Raw genomic sequence first — 22,090 nt, 5'->3', positions numbered from 1 at the left:
GGCTGGCCTCTCCGATTCGGCGAGGACGTCGCGAATCCATGTTGGACCTGTCACCGAGTCGTGGTAGCAGGCAACGCCAACCCAGAAGTGAGCCGTCGACCATCCTTCCGCCGAGTCGAGAGGACGGAAACGGCTTTATCCGCAGCGGAGTTGGCCATGGCCGTCATCAAGTCCATCGAGGAAGCCCTCACCTTCGACGACGTCCTGTTGCGGCCGGGCCTCTCCGACGTCATGCCCGGCGATGTCGACGTGAAGACGCGCATCACCCGCACCATCGCCCTCAACATCCCGCTCATTTCCTCGGCGATGGACACCGTTACCGAGTACCGCATGGCCATCGCCATGGCGCAGGCCGGCGGCATCGGCGTGATCCACCGCAATCTCGACCCTGAAGTCCAGGCCGACCACGTTCGCCAGGTGAAGCGGTTCGAAAGCGGCATGGTTCTCAACCCCATCACGATCCACCCCGACGAGACCCTGGCCGATGCCCAGGCGCTGATGCGCAAGCACAATTTCTCCGGTTTCCCGGTCGTCGAGCGCGGCCCCGCCGGCAAGTCGGGCAAGCTCGTCGGCATCCTGACCAATCGCGACGTCCGTTTCGCCACCCGGCCGGACCAGCCGGTGTCCGAACTCATGACGCGCGACAGGCTGATCACCGTCGGCGAGGGCGTGACGCAGGACGAGGCCAAGCGCCTGCTGCATCAGTTCCGCATCGAGAAGCTGCTCGTCGTGGATGAACACTACCGCTGCACCGGTCTGATCACGGTCAAGGACATCGAGAAGCAGGTGGCCAATCCCAATGCCTGCAAAGACGAGCACGGGCGCCTGAGGGTCGCCGCCGCCACCACGGTCGGCGAGCAGGGCTACGAGCGCACCGAGATGCTGATCGACGCCGGTGTCGATCTCGTCGTCGTCGATACGGCCCACGGCCATTCACAGATGGTTCTGGACCAGGTCACACGCATCAAGCGCCTGTCCAACAAGGTCCAGGTCGTGGCCGGCAACGTCGCCACCGGCGCGGGGACACGGGCGCTGATCGATGCCGGCGCCGATGCCATCAAGGTCGGTATCGGGCCGGGTTCGATCTGCACGACCCGCATCGTGGCCGGCGTCGGCGTTCCCCAGCTGACCGCCATCATGGAGAGCGTCGAGGCGGCGCAGGCGAGCGGCACACCGATCATCGCCGACGGTGGCATCAAGTTCTCGGGCGACCTCGCCAAGGCGCTGGCCGCCGGCGCCGAGGTCGCGATGATCGGCGGACTGCTTGCCGGCACCGACGAGGCGCCCGGCGAGGTCTATCTGTGGCAGGGACGCTCCTACAAGAGCTATCGCGGCATGGGTTCGGTGGGCGCCATGGCGCGTGGTTCCGCTGATCGCTACTTCCAGGCCGAGGTCAAGGATGCGCTGAAGCTCGTGCCCGAAGGCATCGAGGGGCAGGTCGCCTATAAGGGGCCTGTCTCCACCGTCGTGCACCAGCTCGTCGGCGGCCTGCGCGCGGCGATGGGCTATACGGGGGCCCGCGATCTCGCCGATTTCCGCACCAGAACGGAATTCGTCAGGATTTCCGGTGCGGGCCTTCGCGAAAGCCATGTGCACGACGTGACCATCACCCGCGAGAGTCCGAACTATCCCAATGGCGGCCGGGTCTGAGGCGGTCGCGCATCGCCAGCCGTCGGCCCTGGGGTCGACATGAAAAGGCGGCCTGCGGGCCGCCTTCTGCGTCTTGCACCGCACCCCAGGCCAGTCGCGGATGACCGGTCAATTCCGATAAGGTCTTGACCGGCCTTGGCTCAGCATGCTCGGTTTTGCGGCGCTGACGAGCCTAGGCCCGCATCGCATGGTCCGATGGAAGGGTTTTTTCGATGGGTTCTATGAATGCCGGTGGCTTGTCGCTGGTCTGGCCCGTGCTCGCACAGGTGGCCCTGACGATCGTCGTTCTCTTCGTCCTCGGCTATTTCCGCCGTCAGGCACTCACCGCCCGCGACGTGCGCCTGAAGGACATCGCCCTGTCGGGTGACACATGGCCGGCAAAGGCCAAGCAGGCCGCGAACAACTTCACCAATCAGTTCGAGACGCCGGTGCTGTTCTACGTGCTGGCGATCATGGCGATCCATGTCGGCGCGACCGGCTGGCTGATGGCCTCGTTCGCCTGGGTCTTCGTCGCCACCCGGGTCGCCCACGCCTACGTCCATATCGGGTCCAATGACCTGCGTATCCGGCCGCTTGTCTTCCTCGTCGGCTGCTTCGCCCTCATCGCGATGCTGATCGGTGTCCTGATCGCGGCCCTCTGACGAAAAGGACCCCGGTCTCGCGACCGGGGCCGAGGTCAGGAACGGGAGGGGGAAGGGCTGCGGCTCACCAGCCGCAGACGTTGATCATGCGGCGCTGCAGGCCGTAGGGCGTATCGACGAGGCGGTAGCGGTAGCAGCTCGCTCCGACGGTCGCGATGCCGAGCCCGCCGACCCAGACGCCGTGGCGCCAGGCACCGTGCCGGCCACGATGGCCGTGATGCCGATGGAAGCCGAGATGGCGTCCGCCGAAGTGACGGCCGCCGCCGAAATGCATGCCGCCGCCGCCGCGATGGAAGCCGCCGCCGCCGCCACCACCGCGGTGACCGCGGGCCTCGGCATCGGTCGTGGCATAGAAGCTGAGGCCGGCAACTGCTGCGCCCGCGAGGGCCATCGTCTTGAGAGAGAACATGATCGTCGATCCTTGAGCTGGAGGTTCGAGGGAGGAAGCCACCCTTCGGACATGGGTGTGCTCGAGCGCCGAAAAGGTTCACGGAAAAATGCGGGATTTCCGGCGCGTGCCGCGTGCATGACCGGGCGTCGCGGCGTCGCTGCCGGAACCCTGAGCGATCCGGCCAACCTGCCGCGGGCGATCGTCGGCGCCGACGCGGCGCTCTATGCGGCCAGGGCGGCGGGACGCAACCGGGTCCAGCCGGTCCGGCAAGCCCATGCCGGCAGGGCCCATGTCGCCAAGGCCATTCCGGATGCCGTCCGAGCCTGAGGGTCCTTGCGGGCAAGGCCGGTCAACGGCTAACACCACGGGTTCTGGCGGGCGAAGACCCGCCCCGGAGCCGCCGTGACCCCTTCAGCCCGCCTGTCCGCCGCCATCGAGGTTCTCGCCGATATTGAGGCGCGCCGACGCCCGGCGCCCGATGCCCTCAAGGACTGGGGCCTCGCCCACCGCTTCGCCGGGTCCAAGGACCGCGCCGCAATCGCCAGCCTCGTCTACGACGCGCTGCGTCGTCGCGCCTCCAGCGCCCATGTGATGGGGGAGGCTTCCCCGCGCGCCGTGCTTCTCGGCGCCCTGGCCCTGGCGCGCGGCCTGTCGCGGCAGGAGATCGCGACCCAGTGCAGCGGCGAGCGCTTCGCGCCCGAACCGCTGACGGCGGCCGAGGCCGAGGCCCTTGACCGCCTCGACCTCTCCGCTGCCTCGGCGGCCGTTGCCGGCGACTTCCCCGACTGGCTTGCCGACGACCTGTCCGCTGCCTTCGGCGATGATGTCGTCGCCGAGATGACGGCGCTCGCCGCCCGCGCGCCCATCGACATCCGCGTCAACACCCTGAAGACCGAGCGCATGCGGCTGGTGCCCGATCTGGCCCATCTCCATCCCGAGCTGACGCCCCATGCGCCGACCGGCCTGCGCTTCGGTCATGGCGAGGACGGCCGCGGCCCGACGCTGCAGGTGACACCGGAATTCCTCAAGGGCCTGTTCGAGATCCAGGACGAGGGCTCGCAGCTCGTCGCCGCGATGACCGGCGCCGGCCCCGACATGCAGGTCGTCGACCTCTGCGCTGGCGGCGGCGGCAAGACGCTGGAACTGGCGGCCTTGATGGACAATTCCGGCCAGATCTACGCCACCGATTCCGATCAGCGCCGGTTGGCCCCCATCCACGACCGTCTCGCCCGCGCCGGCGCACGCAACGTCCAGGTCCGCACCCCGAAGGTGAGGGGAGACGAGCCGCTGGCCGACCTCGCCGGCAAGATCGACCTGGTCGTGGTCGATGCCCCCTGCACGGGTATCGGCACCTGGCGGCGCAATCCCGACACCAAGTGGCGGGTGCGGCCCGGCGCCCTCGACGAGCGGATCAAGGACCAGGATCTGGTGCTGGCCCGCGCCGAAAAGCTCGTGCGACCGGGCGGCCGCATCGCCTACATCACCTGCTCGGTCATCCCGCGCGAGAACGACGAGCGGATCGCCGCCTTCCTCAAGGCGCACCCCGATTTCACCGCCGTCGACCCGCGCGAGGTGCTGGCGCTGGCCCCCGACACGCTCTCCGAGCGCGACGACCTCGTTTCGCCGGCCGGCCTCGGCCTGCAGCTCTCGCCGCTGAGGACTGGGACGGACGGGTTCTATCTGGCCCTCATGAAGCGGCGCGGGTGACGGGTCTGGCGCCAGGGCACGGTGCCGATCCCGCCAGCCCGCTGACGCCCTGCTGCCATCTCTGTGTCGACGGCGTAGCGCTTGGACTTGCGCCGTGCCCGCCATGATCGTAGGGCAGGAAAATGACCCAGCACGACACCATCCTGATCATCGACTTCGGCTCGCAGGTGACCCAGCTCATCGCCCGGCGCGTGCGCGAGGCGGGCGTCTATTGCGAGATACACCCCTTCCAGTCGGCGGAAGCTGCCTATCGCAAGCTCAAGCCGAAGGGCGTCATCCTGTCCGGCGGGCCCGCTTCGGTGACCGAGGACTTCTCGCCGCGCGCCCCGCAGCTCATCTTCGACGAGAAGCTTCCCGTGTTCGGCATCTGCTATGGCGAACAGACCATGGCCGAGCAGCTCGGCGGCAAGGTCGAGGCCGGCCATCACCGCGAGTTCGGCCGCGCCTTCCTCGACGTGAAGAAACCCTCGAAGCTGTTCGAGGGCGTCTGGGAGCCCGGCTCCCGCCATCAGGTCTGGATGAGCCACGGCGACCGCGTCACCCGCCTGCCCGAGGGCTTCGAGGTCGTCGCCACCTCCGACAACGCGCCCTATGCCGCCATCGCCGACGAGGCGCGCAACTATTACGCCGTCCAGTTCCACCCCGAGGTGGTCCATACGCCGGACGGCGCCAAGCTGATCCAGAATTTCGTCCACAGGATCGCCCGCGCGAAGGCCGACTGGTCGATGTCCGCCTATCGCCAGGAAATGATCGCCAAGATCCGCGCCCAGGTCGGCAAGGGCCGCGTCATCTGCGGCCTGTCGGGCGGCGTCGATTCGTCCGTCGCTGCGGTTCTCATCCACGAGGCCATCGGCGACCAGCTCACCTGCGTCTTCGTCGACCACGGCCTGATGCGGCAGAACGAGGCGACCGAGGTGGTCGAGCTGTTCCGCGGCCATTACAACATCCCGCTGGTCCATGTTGATGCCGCCGATCTGTTCATCGGCGAACTGGCCGGCGTCACCGACCCCGAGACCAAGCGCAAGACCATCGGCCGGCTCTTCATCGAGGTCTTCGAAAAGGAGGCCAAGGCGGTCGGCGGGGCGGAGTTCCTCGCCCAGGGCACGCTCTATCCCGACGTGATTGAGAGCATCTCCTTCTCAGGCGGGCCGTCCGTCACCATCAAGAGCCACCACAATGTCGGCGGCCTGCCCGAGCGCATGAACATGAAGCTCGTCGAGCCGCTGCGCGAGCTGTTCAAGGACGAGGTGCGGGCGCTCGGCCGAGAGCTGGGGCTTCCCGACAGTTTCGTCGGCCGCCATCCTTTCCCGGGACCGGGTCTCGCCATCCGCATTCCCGGCGAGATCACGCGGGAGAAGCTCGACATCCTCAGGCAGGCCGACGCCATCTACCTCGACGAGATCCGCAAGGCCGGGCTCTACGACGTGATCTGGCAGGCTTTCGCCGTGCTCCTGCCCGTCCGCACCGTCGGTGTCATGGGCGACGGACGCACCTATGACCATGTCTGCGCCCTGCGCGCGGTCACCTCGGTCGACGGCATGACGGCCGACTTCTTTCCCTTCGATATGAATGTCCTCGGCCGCACCGCCACCCGCATCATCAACGAGGTGCGCGGCATCAACCGGGTGGTCTATGACGTGACGTCGAAGCCGCCGGGCACCATCGAGTGGGAATGAGTAGGCTTTTCACGACGGCGGACTGGCCCCAATGAGCTACAAAGCGTCGCCCCCTGCTCGCGAGCGCCGCATCAAGCGCATCTGCGTCCGATTAGGGCTTCATCTGATGACGGCGCAGAAGCCGGACAAACTGGTTCAGGCCCATGGCGGCTACATGCTGCGTGATGCCCGGACGATGTCGATCGTGTTTGGCGACAAGGACTATCTCTTTTCCGCTGACCTCGACGACGTCGAGGCATATCTGGACGCCCTGACCTGACGCCAGAGAGCACGCCCTCTTTCCGTCAAGGCGGGGCTGCGGCTGCTCCGAAACGTTCCCGCCCCGGCATGATACGCCAGCAACCAAGGCTGGAGACATCATCAGACCGCGCCATTTCTCGGTGAAAATCCCGGGTGAAATCTCCGCGGAAAATCAGGACAGCACCGCTTCGACCGGCCTGCGCAAGGAATAGGGGAGCGCCGGGCCATAGCCGAAGCGCATCAAGATATCCGGCCGGCGTCCCGGCAGGCCTGCAACGCGCGCCAGTTCCGGTCGAAGCGTCGGGACTTCCACAGGCTGATTGATGAAGGCGTGCTTGATGCCGAGCGCGGTCGCCTGCAACGCGAAGCGCTGGCAGGCGCGCCCCGCCAGGACCCAATGCTCAGGATCGTCCTTCTCGGCGGCGAAGATGGCGATGCCTGCGGAAGACGCGATCTGGCGGGCGTATTTGTCGTTCTCAGCGCCAGCGGTGAAAAAGGCGTCGATCGCGAGCGGTCCCAGCCAAGCCGGAAGCACGGGATTGCCGCTGGTTGCGCTGAACAATCCGTCGCCGGTCAGCATCGCCTGCCAGGGATTGAAGCGCAGCCAGGCCTTGAGTTCGTGCATGAAGGCCGGGTCGGCGAGCTGCGCGCTGTTGCCCGCGATGACGAGATCGCGCACGCGATCGATCTGCGGCCGATCCGTGATCAGGGCCAGATCGACCCCGCGGATCGCGTCGGCTGCCACGCGCAGCTTCTGCAAGTCGCCGCCGCTGACCGTCCTCCCGTCATAGTCGCCGCGCGTGGATTGCCGCGTCGTGATCGCCTCGAACAGGTCCGAAGGCCCAGAAGTGCCATCGCCATAGGCGAACCTGACGACCCCATCCTGTGCCGGGTCAAAGTTCAGTTCGCCTGACTTTCCGCGCGCGGCCGCAGCAATGGCGAGGTTTTCCGCGGCGCATCCAATACTGGCGTAGAGGTGGTGGTCGTCAGGGTCGACCGCCGCCAGGCGCTTGCTCAAGTCGGGCCTGATCTCGATGCCGCCGCCTGCGAGGCTGAACCGCCAGGCTTGTGTGTTGTGGCTGTTCGCTGCCAGGGTCGCGAAGCGTACGAAATCGCGTGCTTCGGGCGCCTGGCTCAAGGCCGATCGACTGGCTGCGACCGCCGCGTCGTACTCGTCCATTGAACCCATTTGGCGCAGTCCAAGCAGCACCGCGCCGGCGCCGCCGGCAGCGACGGCCGCCGCGCCGAGCAGGATGTCACGCCGCTTCATCGCCGCAGCTCGGTGGAACAGACGATCATTCGCTGACGGTCCCCCTCGAACTTCTCGGCCGACGCTTCCGCCAAGGCGCGCGTTGTGGCGACAAAGCCATCGCGATGCTGCGGTGGCGCATAGAGCGTATAGAGCCGCATCGGCTCATCGCCGGTGTTGACGATGTTGTGTCGCGCGCCGGCCGGCACGATGACCGCGTGATCCTTCTTGATCTTCGACTGCGTGCCGTCGATCGTCACCAGGCCCTGTCCCGTTTCGATGCGGAAGAACTGGTCGTGCGTCGCGTGAACCTCTTCGCCGATGTCCTCACCGGGGAGCAACGACATGAGCACGAGTTGCAGGTTCGTCCCTGTGTAGAGAACGCGGCGGAAGTCGCTGTTCTCTTCCGTCATGTTCGCGATTTCCGCGACGAAGCCTTTCATGGCGCAGGCACTCCTCATCATCAGTGCTGAAGGGGCTGATGTATACCGGCTCCATCCTGCTTCAGGTCAGGGTGTGATCGCCGACGATTGTCAGTCTGGGTCGAGTATTTTTTTGCGCCAACGGTGCCCTTGCCGGGGCAGTGGGCTGGCCCGCCGGCGCTCGCGTTCGCAACATCCAACGGCGCGGACGCCGTTTGGTTCCCGGGCCGCCACGTGGCGCCTGCTTCGCAGCCTCCGGCCTCACGTCTGCATCGCTGCAGCATGGCCCAAACGGGTAGGTCCTGGTCGACCCGTTCGATGCGGGGAGGGCGCGACACCGGCATCCCCGCTGTCCCGGACGCGAGCCGGGATCGATGTCGCCGGGGCTCCGCAGTTCTGCTATCAGAATCGGCCGGTCGGTACTCTTTTGCTGCCGACCGGAGGCACGGCCTCGTGGTCGGCATTCGTCCGTCTTCTGGGTTGGTTATCCTCTATTGTTCAACTGGTTGTCATGAGTCTGAACATGCGAGCAGGAATGAGGGCAGGGAGCCTCGACATGTCCGTGACCCTCTTTGGCATCACTACCTGCGACACGGTCCGCAAGGCCCGCGTCTGGCTGGAAGCCCAAGGCATCGCCTACCGTTTCCACGACTTCCGCAAGGATGGCCTCGATGCCGAGCGCCTTGCCGGCTGGCTCGACGCACTCGGCTGGGAGGCGGTGCTCAACCGCGCCGGCACGAGCTTCCGCGGCCTGCCCGAGGACGTGCGGGCCGGTCTCGACCGCGACAAGGCCGCGCGCCTCATACTCGCCAACCCGACACTGGTGAAACGCCCGGTTCTGGAGGCGGAAGGCAATGCCCACGTCGGGTTCAAGCCCGACCTCTATGCCGGGATCTTCTCCAGGGCCTGACCCGTCACACCGGCGGTCGGGTCCGGCGGATCGCCAGCCAGATGCCGAGCACGCCGCCTGCGCAGGCAGCCACCCATGGCGCCAGCGCCACCGCGAGAGCGGCGGCATAGCTGGAAAATTCGGGCGAGACCCTCATCACGCCGAACAGGACGCCGATCAGCAGCGTCGCCGCGCCATAGCCGCCGATCAGGCCCAGGAGCCCGCCGACGGCGATCCGCGCCGGAGGGCTCCAGGGCGGGCGCGGCGCGCCCCGTCCTTCCGCAGGCTGCCGATCCCGGCGCCTGATGATGATCGCCGCGGTCACCCCCGCTACCATCGCCGTGAGGCAGGCGACGGCCGGGCCGATGACGAAGGCCAGCCCCATGGCTGCGGCGCCCTCGCGCTGCGAGACGTTGAAGAGTTCGAAGAGCAGCGCGCCGACGATGATCGCCGCGACATAGCCGCCGACGAGGCCGATCAGCGCCCATAGCAGCGCCCAACCCACAATGCGCATCATCGCCCCAGTTCCGCCCGATCAGCGGGCCGTTGCGCACCCTAGGGCGAGGGCATTGCCGGCGCATGGCTCGCGTCAGGCGAAGTGTTTCGGGTCCGGGGCGTCGGGCTCAGGGCGCGCGGGCGGGACGCGGCGCCGGCAGCGGCGCGAAACCTAACGCCGTCGCCGGCAGGGCACCATCCTCATCCGCGGCCGATGCGGCGGGCTGTGGCGGTGCGACCGGGAGGGAAATGGTCCGTGGCGATCCGGCCGGCTGTGCCTGCATCTGCAGCGGAGCCGGACCGGCCGGTGGGGCGCCCGCGACCGGCAGGGGCGACGGATCAACCGGGACGACCACCCGCGCCTGGACCTTGTTCGGGTCGGCCTCGGTGCCGGGCAGACTGACCGGGCGCGACTGGCTGGAGGCGAGGGCCGGTGCCTCGGGCACCGGAGCGGGTACGGCTATCACGGGTGCCGGCGCGAGTTCGGCTTCGATCATCTCGCGATTGGCAAGGGTGAAAACGGCGGCCGTCCCCGCTGCGATCGCAATGGCGACACCGGTCAGGAACAATCGCCGCCAGCGGGCGCCCCGCAGCCGGCGCGCCACGATGCGCTCCCGGGCCGGGTCATAGGGGAGCGTTCCGACAAGTTCGGCCGCGTCGGACGGGATCGGCTGCGCTGCGTCGGAAAATGTCACTGGAACGTGTTTCATTCGACCAAGGGCAGGTGATGCAATGGACCGCTACCATGTCCCGCCGCAGGGAGCCAGCCACGGGACAATGACGATGAACGCCCCCTCTGGATGATCCCCAAATGTGGCGGGGATGGGGAGGGTCCAGATCTTGGGCCCCTTTGCACCGATCTTTTCCCTGCGGCAGCAAAAATTCGACCGATCCGGGATTTGCCGCCGCCTTCGTGCCGCGTTTGCGTCCGACAGGGGGAGTTGATAGGTTCCGCCGCTTCCGACAGGGGCTTGCGCGACCCGCATCGGGCGTCGCAGCTGGATTGAGACCATGGCCGATATTTTCGACGAAGTTGAAGAAGACCTGCGCCGGGCGCGGTTCGAGACCCTGTGGAAGAAATTCTGGCCCGTCATCGTCGGCGCGGCCGTCACCGTGGTGCTCGTCGTCGGCGGCTGGCGCTTTTACGATCATCTTCAGGCTCAGCGCTCTGCCGCCGCCGGTGCCCGTTTCGAGGCGGCCCTGCGGCTGTCGCGGACGAGCGGCACCGAGGCCGAGGCCCAGTTCGCCGCGCTGGCCGCCGAAGCCCCGTCCGGATACCGGATCCTGTCGCGGTTCCGCCAGGCGACAGAACTCGCCGCGCGCGACAAGCCCGCTGCCGCCGCGGCTTTCGATGCGCTGGCCGCCGATTCCGGCATCGGGCCCGTCCTTCAGGATCTGGCGCGCCTGCGCGCGGCCTATGCCCTGATCGACAGCGCCCCGCCGGCCGAGCTCATCCGCCGCGCCGAGCCGCTCGCTACGGCGGACGGGTCCTTCCGGCATTCGGCGCGCGAGATCCTGGCATTGGCCGCCCTCAAGGCCGGCGACCGCCCGGCCGCGGAACGCTGGATCAAGGCCATCCAGGATGATCGCGACTCGCCCCAGGGCGTGCGCGGCCGTGCCGACCTCATGTCCACCGTCTTTACTGCCAGCGGCAGCTGAGCGCTTTCGGGAAACCGTCATGACCACTTATCGCCCCGACCGCCGTCTCCTCCTGCGCACCGGAATGCTCGCCGGACTGGGCCTTGCCCTCGCCGGCTGCGAGACGCTGCAGGACATCCCCGCGATGTTCGAGCGTCGCCCCCCGCCGCTGGCCGGCGATCGCCGCCCGGTCTTCCCCGAGGGCGTTCCCGGCATCGACCGCTCCATCCAGCAGCCCGCCAATTCCCCGATGAATGCCGCGCCGCCGCCGTCCGAGCCGCCGCCGGCCGCTGCACGGGCGCGCGGCCGCTGACCCGCATCGCCCCCACCATGCCTTTCACGCTCGCCATCGTCGGCCGGCCCAATGTCGGGAAGTCGACGCTGTTCAACCGACTCGTCGGCAAGCGCATCGCGCTGGTGGACGACCGGCCGGGCGTAACGCGCGACCGCCGCGAGGGCGAGGCGAGCCTCGGCGATCTCGAATTCACCATCATCGACACGGCCGGCCTCGAGGACACCCGCGAGGGCACCCTCGAAAACCGGATGCGCGCCCAGACGGAGGAGGCCATCCGCCTCGCCGATGCCGTGCTGTTCATGATCGACGCGCGCATCGGCCTGACGCCCGACGACCGCGCCTTCGCCGAACTCGTCCGCAAGTCGGGCAAGCCGGTGATCCTCGCCGCCAACAAGAGCGAGGGAAAGGTCGGCATGGCCGGGGCCTATGAGGCCTTCGCGCTCGGCCTCGGCGATCCCGTGCCGCTCTCGGCCGAGCACGGCGAGGGCATCAACGAGCTCTACGAGGCCCTCGCGGCCCTGATGCCGCCGCCCGTCTATGCCGACGAGGACGAGGACGACGTCGTCGTAGACATCGCCGAGGGTGACGAGGAGGCTCCGCCGGAGGATCTGTCGAAGCCCATCGCCGTCGCCATCGTCGGCCGCCCGAATGCCGGCAAGTCGACCCTCGTCAATGCGCTGATCGGCGAGGACCGCCTGCTGACCGGCCCCGAGGCCGGCATCACCCGCGATTCCATCGCGGTCGACTGGGAGTGGGGCGGCCGCAAGTTTCGCTTGGTCGACACGGCGGGCCTCAGGAAGCGGGCGCGCATCGAGGACAAGCTGGAGAAACTGTCGGTGGCCGACGCGCTGCGGTCGATCCGCTTCGCCGAAGTCGTTGTCGTCTGCATGGACGCCACCAAGCCCTTCGAGGATCAGGATCTGCGCATCGCCGATCTCGCCTCCAAGGAGGGCAGGGCAGTCGTCCTCGCCTTCACCAAATGGGATCTCGTGCCCCACAAGGGCGGCAAGGCGGCCAAGCTGCGCGAGGAGACCGATCACTGGCTGCCGCAGATCAAGGGCTGCCCGGTCGTTGCCAATTCGGCCGAGACCGGACAGGGTCTCGACCGCGTCATGCAGGCCATCCTCGATGCCCGCGTGCCGTGGCAGAAGCGCATCTCCACCAGCACCCTGGTTCGCTGGCTGCAGGAGACTATCGACCACCATCCGCCGCCGGCGGTGACGGGCCGCCGTATCAAGCTGCGTTACATGACGCAGGCCAAGACGAGACCGCCCACCTTCGTTGCCTTCTGCTCGCGCCCCGAGGCGCTGCCCGAAAGCTATCTGCGCTATCTCGTCAACGGCCTGCGCGAGAGCTTCGACCTCAAGGGAACGCCGATCCGCTTCCACTTGAAGAAGACCGACAACCCCTATGCCGAGACAGGCCGCAAGATCCAGTGAAAGAGGGGGATGCCGAAGCATCCCCCATCCGGGTCAGTAGCCGACCGTGAAGCGCTGGCGCACGTTCTTCGGCGTCTCCAACTCGTCCACCAGAGCGATCGCGTAGTCCTCGGCCGAGATGGCGCTGTTGCCGGCGGCGTCGACGAGAAGCTGCTCGGTGCCGAGGCGGAACCGGCCGGTGCGCTCGCCCGGCTGGATCAGCGCCGAGGGTGACAGGAAGGTCCAGTTCAGCTTCGGCTCGGTCTTGAGCTTGTCGAGGAAGGCGCCGCCCGCCTTGGCCTCGTCGAGGTAGATGGCCGGAAACTGCGGCGTGTCGAAGAGCTTCACCCCCGGCGCCACCTCGAGGCTTCCGGCACCGCCGACGACCAGATAGCGCGGCACACCGGACTCCTTCGCCGCCCCGATCAGGGTGTCGGCGTCGGAGGCGAGATAATGTACCGACGAGATCGCCACCTCATGGCCGCGATAGGCCTCGGCGAGAGCGACGCGGTCGAAGGCATCGACGGCCTTCGCGGTGACGCCCGGCAGGGGGGCGATCCCGTCGGGCTTGCGGGCCAGCGCGGTGACCGTATGGCCGCGGCTGGAGAGTTCGGCGAGGATGCGCGATCCGACCATGCCGGAGGCGCCAAGCAGGACGACTTTCATCGGGTATCTCCTTATGCTAGTATCCGATGGCGACTAGATAGCGAAAGGTAATCGCTTCCGAAAGGAGGCACCTTTCGGTCACGAGGTCACTCGGAGGGAACCATGGGCGAGCCCCGCATCATCGAATTGGCGCCGCGGCCCCTGCCAAAGGACCTGACGCCGAATGTCTTCATGGCGGAGTGTCCGACGCGCCGGGTGCTAGACCGCGTCGCCGACAAATGGGCCGTGCTCATCCTCATCCTGCTGGCGGACGGCACCAAGCGCTTCAACATCCTGAAGCGGATGATCGGGGGCGTGTCCCAGAAGATGCTGTCGCAGACGCTGAAGAGCCTCGAGCGCGACGGGCTGGTGTCGCGGCGGGTCATCCCGACCGTGCCGGTGACCGTCGAGTATTCGATCACGCCGCTTGGCCGCACGTTGCACGCCGCCGTCGATCCGCTGCGGATCTGGGCGGAGACGCACATCGCCGCGGTTGAGGCGGCGCAGAAGCGCTATGACCGCGGGATGGACCAGGACGGCTGAAGGGCTGCAGTCCAGCCTGTGCCACCCTCAGGCGGGGTCGCGGAAGCTCTTCCAGCTGCGCGCCGGATAATCGTAGAGCCGGCCGTTCTCGGTCACCTCTGCGCGGCACATGGCGACAATGGCCTCGGCGGCAGCCTCGGGCGGCTCCAGCGTCTTGGGATCCTCGCCCGGCATGGCCTGGGCCCGCATGGTGGTCCGGATCGGGCCGGGATTGAACAGATTGACGCGGACCTTCGTCGTCTCGTTCTCGGCGGCATAGGTGCGGGCGAGGGCGTCGAGGGCCGCCTTGGTGGTGGCGTAGGGACCCCAGTAGGCCCGGCACTTGGTCGCGGCACCCGAGGTTACAAAAACGGCGCGGCCGGCCTCCGAGGCCTGCAGCAGGGGATCGAAGGATCGGATCAGGCGCCACTGCGCCGTCAGGTTCACGGCGACGATCTGGTCCCAGTCCTTCGGCACGACATGGCCGAGCGGGGAGATCGGGCCGAGGATGGCGCCATTGGCCACCAGCACGTCCAGTCGTCCCCAGCGCTCGTGGATCGCGAGGCCCAGGCGGTCGAGCCCATCGCCGTCGCGGAGGTCGAGCGGCACAAGGGTGGGCGCAAGGCCGCCGGCCTGCCGGATCGCGTCGTCGAGGGATTCCAGGCCGCCCTGGGTACGGGCCACGGCGATGATCTGGGCGCCGCCGGCAGCGAGGGCGAGGGCTGTGGCGCGGCCGATGCCGCGCGAGGCGCCGGTCACGCAGGCGATGCGTCCGGAAAAGGGCTTGTCGGTCATGGTTTTTCGAAAGCCGTCCTGCTCAACTCGCCTCGGCCAGCAGCGACAGCTGCTTGGCGGCCTCGCCCACGAGGTCGGTGATCGTCGTGGGATAGTCGCCGGTGAAGTAATGGTCGGTGAACTGCGGCTGCGCGGCGTTGCGGCCAGGCTCGCCGAGCGCGCGGTAGAGCCCGTCGATGGAGATGAAGGCGAGCGAGTCGACGCCGAGATAGTCGCGCATCTCGTCGATCGACATATGCGCGGCGAGCAGCTTGTCCTGGTCCGGCATGTCGATGCCGTAGTAGTCAGCGAACTTGATCGGCGGCGAGGCGATGCGGAAATGCACTTCGCGCGCGCCGGCCTCGCGCATCATCTGCACGATCTTCCGGGACGTCGTGCCGCGCACGATGGAATCGTCGACGAGGACCAGCCGCTTGCCCTCGATCACGGCGCGGTTGGCCGAGTGCTTCAGGCGCACGCCGAGTTCCCGCACGGACTGGGTCGGCAGGATGAAGGTGCGGCCGACATAGTGGTTGCGGATGATGCCGAGCTCATAGGGAATACCGGCAGCCTGGGCATAGCCGATCGCGGCCGGTACGCCCGAATCGGGGACCGGGACGATGACGTCGGCCTCGACGGCGGATTCCGCGGCCAGGATCGCCCCGATGCGCTTGCGCAGGCCGTAGACGTTCTTGCCGTCGACGATGGAATCAGGACGGGCGAAATAGACATATTCGAAGATGCAGGGGCGCTTGCGGCGTGCCGGGAACGGCTTGATCGATTCCAGCCCCTTGCCGTCGATGACGACGATCTCGCCGTTCTCCACCTCGCGCACGAAGCGCGCGCCGATGATGTCGAGCGCCACCGTCTCGGAGGCGAGGATGTAGCGGCCGTCGAGTTCGCCGATCACCAGCGGTCGGATGCCGAGGGGATCGCGCGCGCCGATCAGCTTCTTGTTGGTCATGCCGACGAAGGCATAGCCGCCCTCGATCTGCCCGAGCGCGTCGATGAAACGGTCGGCGAAGCGGTTGCGGCGCGAGCGCGCGACGAGGTGGAGGATCACCTCCGTATCCGATGTCGCCTGGTAGATCGCGCCGTCGGCGATGAGGCGGCGGCGCAGGGTCAGGCCATTGGTGAGGTTACCGTTGTGGCAGACGGCGAAGCCGCCGGTCTCGAGCTCGGCGAAGAGCGGCTGGACGTTGCGCAGGATGGTCTCGCCTGTGGTCGAGTAACGCGTGTGGCCGATGGCCGAGTTGCCGGGCAGGCGTTCGATCACCTCGCGGCGGGAGAAATTGTCGCCCACCAGGCCCATGCGGCGCTCGGAATGGAAACGGTTGCCGTCGAAGGAGACGATGCCGGCTGCCTCCTGCCCGCGATGCTGGAGCGCGTGCAGTCCGAGCGCGGTGAGAGCCGCGGCGTCCGGATGGTCATAGACGCCGAAGACACCGCATTCCTCATGCAGCCGGTCGCTCTCGACATCGAGAACGCCATCCTCGCCATGATCGAACGCAGGGTCCTGATCCGCCTCGTGATGGCGGATCTCAAGGGATTGCGTCATCGCATCCTCATCGTGTGAAAGCCTCGGTCGTCAGCCCGTCGCGTCATATGCGGGCTGATCCGCCGGAACGATAGGTCCACCCCATGCACGGCGACCATGCGCCGAGAGAACAGCCGGCACAAGCCTCAGGGCTGCCGCGGCGGCGTCGCCCCTGGCGCAGCCGGCGCCGTCGGAGGCGTCGCAGCCGCGGGCGGCGTCCCCGCCGCCGGAGGCGTCGTTCCGGGCGTTGTCCGGTTGAGCCGGCGCAGGATGTCGGATCCCTCGATGTCCTGCGGCAACTGGGCGATCAGCCAGTCCTTGGTCTGTTCGAGCAGGGCATAGGACTTGGCGCGGATCACCCAGTCCGGGCGGTTGGGTCCCGGCACCAGCCAGGTGAAGAAGGCGAAGGCGACGACGACGATGACGAGGCCGCGTCCGAGGCCGAACAGGAAGCCGAGCGTCCGGTCGAGAACGCCGATCTTCGAATCGAGGATGGCGTCTGAAATCTTGATGGTGATCAGCGACACAACGACCAGCACCGTGAGGAACACGCCGGCGATGACGATCGCCTTGGCCAGCAATTCGTTCGAGACCTGGGTCTGCACGATCGGCAGCAGCCGAGGATAGGCGTACCAGGTGGCGATCGCGGCCAGAGCCCAGGAGGCGATGGACAGAACCTCGCGGACGAAGCCACGCACCATCGCCAGCAGCGCTGAGATCAGCATGATCGCGGCGAGGCCGATATCGAGATAGGTGACCGGCATCGATTCGGCTCCGGAATGCTTGGATCGTGCGGCGCGAGTCACCAGAACCCGTGCGCTACCCCGCGCTTATAGCGAGGCGGGTGGCCCGCGTCACCCCGTCACCGATGTCGGCGATCGTCATCTTGGTGTGCCGCCGGAATTGCGGCGCACCAGGTCGCTGTGCGGCGCACTACGGACCCGGAACGGCGGCAGGCTGCATCACCGCCTTGGGCGGCGTCACGCCCATCGAAACATAGATGCTCATCAACTGGTCCATGCCGATATCGGCGGCGCTGACCCAGTGCTCCGGCACATAGATCAGGCCGCCGCCGATCGGCACCGGCGCGGTCGGCACCAGGATGCCCAGATAACGCTGCGTGCCGACCATCACCGGTTCGCGCGAGGGCAGGAGCGCGAGAACCGCTGCCCCGCCCGGCTCACCGCCGAAGAAGCACCAGACCGGGCTCATGCTCTGCAGTCCGTCGGCATCCTTGCGGTCGACCATGGAGACGAAGCGGCGGGACAGGTCGTAGACCGTCCCGACCAGCGGAATGCGCCGCATGATGCGGTCGAGGGCATCCTGCAGCCGCTCCTGCAGCACGATGGCGACGAGGCCGAGAAGGTAGATCAGCCCAACGACCATCAGGATGCCGATGAGATAGGCGGCGAACGAGGAGGAGGAAAAGCCGAGCCCCAGCGAGGTCAGGAACCGGCCGACCACCGTGCCGGGTCCGACGAAACCGTAGATGAAGGTCACCGACCAGCCGACGACGAAGGCCGTCACCGCCAGCGGCAGCAGCAGGAGGAAGCCGGCCAGGAACACGCGCCTCAGATTGCCCATCGCCTCTTCTCCCGCGCGATCATTCCCCGGCCGCCGCTTTCGGTTTTTCTCGTGCCACCCCGGATGCCGCGATATCGGCGACCAGCGTCGACAGTCCGGTGACGGCCTGGACCGATAGGCCGGTTTCGCTCATCTCGCCGCGTGCGATCTCCGGCACCACGGCCTTGGCAAAGCCGAGCTTCTTGGCTTCCTTGAGCCGGGCCGCGGCCTGCGCCACCGGCCTCACCGCTCCCGACAGGCTGACTTCGCCGAAATAGACCGCGTCCGCCGGGAGGACCGCGCCCGACAGCGACGACACCAGAGCCGCGGCAACCGCGAGATCCGCCGCCGGCTCGGCGATCCGGAGGCCCCCGGCGACGTTGAGATAGACGTCGTAGCCGCCGAGCCTGACGCCGCAATGGGCGTCGAGCACAGCCAGCACCATGGAGAGCCGCGCCGGGTCCCACCCCACCACCGCCCGACGGGGCGTGCCGAGGGTAGAGGGTGCGACGAGGGCCTGGATCTCGACCAGCACCGGCCGCGTCCCCTCCATTCCCGCGAAGACGGCGGTGCCCGGCGCGCCGAGATCGCGGCCCGCCAGGAACAGCTCCGAGGGGTTCGGCACCTCGCGCAGGCCCTTGCCGGTCATCTCGAAGACGCCGATCTCGTCGGTCGGCCCGAAGCGGTTCTTCACCGCCCGCAGGATGCGGAAATGGTGCCCGCCTTCGCCCTCGAAGCTCATCACCGCATCGACCATGTGCTCGACGACGCGCGGTCCGGCGATCTGCCCGTCCTTGGTGACGTGGCCGACGAGGATCACGGCGGCCCCGGACTTTTTGGCATAGCGGATGAGTACCTGCGCGGCCGAGCGCACCTGGCTGACCGTCCCCGGCGCGCTCTCCACGGAATCCGTCCACATTGTCTGGATCGAATCGATCACCACCAGCCGCGGCGTGATGCCCTCGGACAGGGTCGCGACAATGTCCTCGACATTGGTCTCGGCAGCGAGTTCGACCGGGGATGCCGTGAGGCCGAGCCTGTCGGCCCGCAGCCGCACCTGGCCGACCGCCTCCTCGCCCGAGATGTAGACGACCCGGTGGCCCATACGGGCGAGCCGCGCCGAGGCCTGGATGAGCAGCGTCGACTTGCCGATGCCGGGATCGCCGCCGATCAGGATCACCGAGCCCTTGACGAGGCCGCCGCCAAAGACCCGGTCGAGTTCGCCGACCTGCGTCTCGGTGCGCGGCGCCTGGTCGTTGAGCCCGTCGAGGCCTGCGAGGGCGAAGGCCCGGCCGCGCGTCTTGCCGCCCTTCGCAGGCGCGCCGCCGACACCGGTCGTCGCCACGTTCTCTTCGGCGATGGTGTTCCAGGCGCCGCAACTCTCGCACTTGCCCTGCCAGCGGCCATAGGTGGCCCCGCAGGACTGGCAGACGAACGTCGTGGTCGAGCGGGCCATGTCAGCCGGTATAGCGGCGATGGTAGCGTTTGCCGAGGCTCGTCAGGATCTCGTAGCCGATCGTGCCGGCGGCCTCCGCGACATCGTCGACACCGACGCCGTCGCCGATCAGGGTCGCGGTGTCACCGGCAGAGACGGGTCCCGCATCGGTCACGTCGATGGCGAGCAGGTCCATCGAGACTCGGCCGGCCGGCTGGCAGATGACGCCGTTGACGCGCATCGGTGCGCCGGTCTTGCGGTCGGTGGAGCCGGCCTGGCGGATGTATCCGTCGGCATAGCCGACCGAGACGACGGCGATGCGGCTGCTGCGCCCCGCCGTCCAGGCGGCCCCGTAGCCGACCGTGTCGCCGGCCCTGATCCCGCGCACCTGGACGATCGGTGCGTCGAGGCGGACGACCGGCGCCAGCGGGTCGCGACCCGTCACGAAACGGGCGCCGTAGAGCGCGATGCCCGGCCGCATAAGGTCGTGGCGGGCGGCGGGCAGCGTGCAGCCGGCGGAATTTGCCAGCGAGCTCGGAATGCCGGGAAACAAGCCGCGGATCTGCTGGAACCGGTCGATCTGCCGGGCAGTGAGGGGGTGGCCGGGTTCGTCCGCGCAGGCGAGGTGGCTCATGATCAGCGCCGGCGTGAAGGCGAGCGCAGCGGTGCCGGGCTCGGCGAGCAGGGCGGCCTCGGCGAGGTCGAGGCCGAGCCGGTTCATGCCGGTATCGACGTGGATGGCGGCGGGCAGGCGGCGGCCGAGACCGTTGCAGAATTCGGCAAAGGTCTCGACATCCTCGCGGCTGCCGAGAACCGGGCGGATGTCGTGCGCGAGATAGGTGTCGAGGGCGGCGCCAAAGAGGCCGTTCAGCACGTAGATCGTGGCATCCGGCACCGCGGCCCGCAGGCGGCGCGCCTCGGACAGATGCGCGACGAAGAAGGTCGTGCAACCGGCCCCGGCCAGCGCCGGCCCGACCCGTTCGATGCCGAGGCCATAGGCGTCCGCCTTGACGACGGCCGCGACCGGCACGCCGCCGCCCATGGCGACGATCGTCCTGTAATTTGCGGCGAGGGCCGCCAGGTCGATCGTCAGGACCGCGCCGGCCTCGTTCTGCGGGATGGTCATGCGGTCACTCGAACCGCTCGGGCAGGCGGTCGGCATCGGCGAGGTCGGAGAAGCGCGTCACGGAATCCTCGAACTGCAGCATGACCGTTCCGGTCGGGCCGTGACGCTGCTTGCCGATGATGACCTCGGCGCGGCCATGGACCTGCGCCATGTCGGTCTGCCATTTCAGATGCTCTTCAGTGCCGGGCTTCGGCTCCTTGTTCTTGAGGTAATACTCCTCGCGGAACACGAACATGACGGAGTCAGCATCCTGCTCGATGGAGCCGGACTCGCGCAGGTCCGACAGCTGCGGACGCTTGTCGTCGCGGTTCTCCACCTGACGCGAGAGCTGCGAGAGCGCCATGATCGGCACGTGCAGCTCCTTGGCGAGCGCCTTGAGGCCGGTGGTGATCTCGGTCAGCTCCTGCACGCGGTTCTCGCCCTTCTTCGAAGAGCCGGAGAGCAGCTGGAGATAGTCGACGACCATGAAGTCGAGGCCGCGCTGACGCTTCAGGCGCCGGGCCCTGGCCGCGAGCTGAACGATCGACAGGCCGCCGGTGTCGTCGATGTAGAGCGGTAGCGCCTGGATCTCCTGCGCCGCCTGGGTGAGCTTGTAGAACTCGTCCTCGCGCAGGTCGCCGCGGCGGATCTTGTAGGAGGGGATCGCCGCCTGCTCGGCGACGATACGGGTGGCGAGCTGGTCCGAGCTCATTTCCAGCGAGAAGAAGCCGACGATGCCGCCATTGGTGGTCTTGTGCGTGCCGTCGGGCTCGACCTCGAACTTGTAGGCCTTGGCGATGTTGAAGGCGATGTTGGTGGCCAGCGCTGTCTTGCCCATGCCGGGGCGTCCCGCCACGATCACGAGATCGGAATGCTGCAGCCCGCCGAGGCGCTGGTCGAGATCGGTCAGGCCCGTCGAGATGCCCGACAGCTTGCCGTCGCGCTGATAGGCCGCCGCCGCCATGTCGAGGGCGCGCGCCATGGCGTCGGTGAAGCGCCGGAAGCCGCCGTCATAGCGGCCGGTCTCGGCGAGTTCGAACAGGCTCTTTTCGGCATCCTCGATCTGGGTGCGCGGCGGCATGTCGACCGGCGCGTCATAGGCGACGTTGACCATGCCCTCGCCGATGAGGATCAGGTTGCGGCGGATGGCGAGATCATAGATCGCCCGGCCGTAATCCTCCGCATTGATGATGGTGGTGGCCTCGGCCGCGAGGCGTCCGAGATACTGCGCCACCGTCATGCCGCCGACCTCGATGGCGGCGTCGTTCATGAAGGTCTTCAGCGTCACCGGCGTCGCGATCTTGCCGGCCCGGATCAACTGCGACGAGATCTCGTGGATCTTCTGGTGCAGCGGATCGAAGAAGTGCTTCGGCTCGAGGAAGTCCGAGATGCGGTAGAAGGCCTCGTTGTTGACGAGGATCGCGCCCAGCAAAGCCTGCTCGGCCTCGATGTTGTGCGGGGCCTGGCGGAACGGCAGGTCTGACGGGCCGACGGATTTCAGGGCGGGCAGGGCGGACATGAATCTTCTGGGTCTGTGCCGGGACCAGCCTGTCTAGCAGGCCGGCGCGACGCCGGTGGCAGCAATGCGCATCATCGCCCGATCTCCCCGATTCTCACAGCCTCGGACGAGGGGAGGGTGAGAAACGCACGCGGCCGGTTGACTTCACACCCCGTTGCGCGGGGGGCGACGACGGCGGGCTGTTGCAGCGGCGCCACGGCCGCTACGAAGCAAGCGCGGCCCGCGACAAGATCTCGGCGGCAGCGTTACTTGGCCCGCGCTTGGAAACGCGACGTTAAG

Annotated in this window: 24 protein-coding genes; 11 read left to right on the top strand and 13 right to left on the bottom strand. The window is 67.8% G+C overall.

What is annotated here, in order from left to right:
* Positions 1 to 156: 156 nt before the first annotated feature.
* Both guaB and Q8O26_RS02150 read left to right on the top strand, forming a co-directional pair.
* Positions 157 to 1,650 carry an IMP dehydrogenase gene (gene guaB / locus Q8O26_RS02155; RefSeq protein ID WP_305573010.1) on the top strand — a complete coding sequence of 498 codons (1,494 nt, stop codon included), beginning with the start codon at positions 157 to 159 and terminating at the stop codon, positions 1,648 to 1,650.
* Between the two features lie 212 nt (positions 1,651 to 1,862).
* The gene (locus tag Q8O26_RS02150; RefSeq protein WP_305573008.1) at positions 1,863 to 2,291 is read left to right on the top strand and encodes an MAPEG family protein; all 429 of its coding nucleotides are present in this window, start codon (positions 1,863 to 1,865) and stop codon (positions 2,289 to 2,291) included.
* A 64-nt stretch (positions 2,292 to 2,355) separates the two neighbouring features.
* Here Q8O26_RS02150 and Q8O26_RS02145 read toward each other — a convergent pair whose 3' ends face one another.
* Positions 2,356 to 2,700, bottom strand: a complete 345-nt coding sequence (locus tag Q8O26_RS02145; protein WP_305573006.1) for a hypothetical protein — start codon at positions 2,698 to 2,700, stop codon at positions 2,356 to 2,358.
* 117 nt (positions 2,701 to 2,817) lie between these two features.
* Here Q8O26_RS02145 and Q8O26_RS02140 point away from each other — a divergent pair, with 117 nt between their 5' ends.
* From Q8O26_RS02140 to Q8O26_RS02125, 4 genes are all read left to right on the top strand, one after another.
* Positions 2,818 to 3,009 (top strand): hypothetical protein, encoded by a 192-nt coding sequence (locus Q8O26_RS02140; protein ID WP_305573004.1) that lies wholly within the window; start codon positions 2,818 to 2,820, stop codon positions 3,007 to 3,009.
* Positions 3,010 to 3,084: 75 nt separating this feature from the next.
* Positions 3,085 to 4,389: an RsmB/NOP family class I SAM-dependent RNA methyltransferase gene (locus tag Q8O26_RS02135; RefSeq protein ID WP_305573002.1), complete on the top strand. Its 1,305-nt coding sequence runs from the start codon at positions 3,085 to 3,087 to the stop codon at positions 4,387 to 4,389.
* A gap of 122 nt (positions 4,390 to 4,511) precedes the next feature.
* Complete coding sequence (gene guaA / locus Q8O26_RS02130) at positions 4,512 to 6,065, top strand: glutamine-hydrolyzing GMP synthase (protein WP_305573000.1); 1,554 nt, start codon at positions 4,512 to 4,514, stop codon at positions 6,063 to 6,065.
* A gap of 31 nt (positions 6,066 to 6,096) precedes the next feature.
* A complete protein-coding gene (locus Q8O26_RS02125; RefSeq protein WP_305572998.1) occupies positions 6,097 to 6,324 on the top strand; it encodes a hypothetical protein in 228 nt (75 codons plus the stop codon).
* 153 nt (positions 6,325 to 6,477) lie between these two features.
* Here Q8O26_RS02125 and Q8O26_RS02120 read toward each other — a convergent pair whose 3' ends face one another.
* Entirely contained in the window at positions 6,478 to 7,575 is a 1,098-nt protein-coding gene (locus Q8O26_RS02120; RefSeq protein WP_305572997.1) for a nitroreductase family protein, read from the bottom strand.
* Positions 7,572 to 7,997, bottom strand: a complete 426-nt coding sequence (locus tag Q8O26_RS02115; RefSeq protein WP_305572995.1) for a cupin domain-containing protein — start codon at positions 7,995 to 7,997, stop codon at positions 7,572 to 7,574. Before Q8O26_RS02115 ends, Q8O26_RS02120 begins: the two co-directional genes overlap by 4 nt.
* Before the next feature lie 535 nt (positions 7,998 to 8,532).
* On the opposite strand from Q8O26_RS02115, the gene Q8O26_RS02110 reads away from it, so the two are divergent.
* On the top strand, positions 8,533 to 8,886 hold the full coding sequence (locus tag Q8O26_RS02110; RefSeq protein WP_305572993.1) for an ArsC family reductase: 354 nt from the start codon (positions 8,533 to 8,535) through the stop codon (positions 8,884 to 8,886).
* A 4-nt stretch (positions 8,887 to 8,890) separates the two neighbouring features.
* Here the strand turns inward: Q8O26_RS02110 and Q8O26_RS02105 are convergent, their stop codons facing one another.
* Both Q8O26_RS02105 and Q8O26_RS02100 read right to left on the bottom strand, forming a co-directional pair.
* Positions 8,891 to 9,382, bottom strand: a complete 492-nt coding sequence (locus Q8O26_RS02105; protein ID WP_305572991.1) for a hypothetical protein — start codon at positions 9,380 to 9,382, stop codon at positions 8,891 to 8,893.
* Between the two features lie 106 nt (positions 9,383 to 9,488).
* Positions 9,489 to 10,055: a hypothetical protein gene (locus Q8O26_RS02100; protein ID WP_305572989.1), complete on the bottom strand. Its 567-nt coding sequence runs from the start codon at positions 10,053 to 10,055 to the stop codon at positions 9,489 to 9,491.
* A gap of 316 nt (positions 10,056 to 10,371) precedes the next feature.
* On the opposite strand from Q8O26_RS02100, the gene Q8O26_RS02095 reads away from it, so the two are divergent.
* The 3 genes from Q8O26_RS02095 to der are packed head-to-tail and all read left to right on the top strand — an operon-like array spanning position 10,372 to position 12,732.
* Positions 10,372 to 11,019: a tetratricopeptide repeat protein gene (locus Q8O26_RS02095; RefSeq protein ID WP_305572987.1), complete on the top strand. Its 648-nt coding sequence runs from the start codon at positions 10,372 to 10,374 to the stop codon at positions 11,017 to 11,019.
* 19 nt (positions 11,020 to 11,038) lie between these two features.
* Positions 11,039 to 11,311 (top strand): hypothetical protein, encoded by a 273-nt coding sequence (locus tag Q8O26_RS02090; protein WP_305572986.1) that lies wholly within the window; start codon positions 11,039 to 11,041, stop codon positions 11,309 to 11,311.
* Positions 11,312 to 11,328: 17 nt separating this feature from the next.
* Positions 11,329 to 12,732 (top strand): ribosome biogenesis GTPase Der, encoded by a 1,404-nt coding sequence (der, locus tag Q8O26_RS02085; RefSeq protein WP_305572984.1) that lies wholly within the window; start codon positions 11,329 to 11,331, stop codon positions 12,730 to 12,732.
* A gap of 33 nt (positions 12,733 to 12,765) precedes the next feature.
* Here the strand turns inward: der and Q8O26_RS02080 are convergent, their stop codons facing one another.
* Entirely contained in the window at positions 12,766 to 13,377 is a 612-nt protein-coding gene (locus tag Q8O26_RS02080; protein ID WP_305572982.1) for an NAD(P)-dependent oxidoreductase, read from the bottom strand.
* 171 nt (positions 13,378 to 13,548) lie between these two features.
* Between Q8O26_RS02080 and Q8O26_RS02075 the strand changes: the two genes are divergently transcribed.
* Entirely contained in the window at positions 13,549 to 13,899 is a 351-nt protein-coding gene (locus Q8O26_RS02075; protein ID WP_371134418.1) for a winged helix-turn-helix transcriptional regulator, read from the top strand.
* A 27-nt stretch (positions 13,900 to 13,926) separates the two neighbouring features.
* Here the strand turns inward: Q8O26_RS02075 and Q8O26_RS02070 are convergent, their stop codons facing one another.
* The 7 genes from Q8O26_RS02070 to Q8O26_RS02040 form a co-directional block, all read right to left on the bottom strand.
* Entirely contained in the window at positions 13,927 to 14,673 is a 747-nt protein-coding gene (locus Q8O26_RS02070) for an SDR family NAD(P)-dependent oxidoreductase (protein ID WP_305572978.1), read from the bottom strand.
* Between the two features lie 22 nt (positions 14,674 to 14,695).
* Positions 14,696 to 16,210: an amidophosphoribosyltransferase gene (purF, locus tag Q8O26_RS02065; RefSeq protein ID WP_305572976.1), complete on the bottom strand. Its 1,515-nt coding sequence runs from the start codon at positions 16,208 to 16,210 to the stop codon at positions 14,696 to 14,698.
* A gap of 125 nt (positions 16,211 to 16,335) precedes the next feature.
* A complete protein-coding gene (locus Q8O26_RS02060) occupies positions 16,336 to 16,953 on the bottom strand; it encodes a CvpA family protein (RefSeq protein ID WP_305572975.1) in 618 nt (205 codons plus the stop codon).
* 169 nt (positions 16,954 to 17,122) lie between these two features.
* Positions 17,123 to 17,773 (bottom strand): DUF502 domain-containing protein, encoded by a 651-nt coding sequence (locus Q8O26_RS02055; RefSeq protein ID WP_305572973.1) that lies wholly within the window; start codon positions 17,771 to 17,773, stop codon positions 17,123 to 17,125.
* Positions 17,774 to 17,792: 19 nt separating this feature from the next.
* Complete coding sequence (gene radA / locus Q8O26_RS02050) at positions 17,793 to 19,208, bottom strand: DNA repair protein RadA (protein WP_305572971.1); 1,416 nt, start codon at positions 19,206 to 19,208, stop codon at positions 17,793 to 17,795.
* Between the two features lies 1 nt (position 19,209).
* Positions 19,210 to 20,313, bottom strand: a complete 1,104-nt coding sequence (alr, locus tag Q8O26_RS02045) for an alanine racemase (RefSeq protein ID WP_305572969.1) — start codon at positions 20,311 to 20,313, stop codon at positions 19,210 to 19,212.
* Positions 20,314 to 20,317: 4 nt separating this feature from the next.
* Positions 20,318 to 21,811, bottom strand: a complete 1,494-nt coding sequence (locus Q8O26_RS02040; RefSeq protein ID WP_305572968.1) for a replicative DNA helicase — start codon at positions 21,809 to 21,811, stop codon at positions 20,318 to 20,320.
* Positions 21,812 to 22,090: the final 279 nt, after the last annotated feature.

This window comes from Phreatobacter sp., assembly GCF_030691135.1.
Classification (GTDB): domain Bacteria; phylum Pseudomonadota; class Alphaproteobacteria; order Rhizobiales; family Phreatobacteraceae; genus Phreatobacter.
This window is presented reverse-complemented; position numbering and strand designations above follow the sequence as displayed.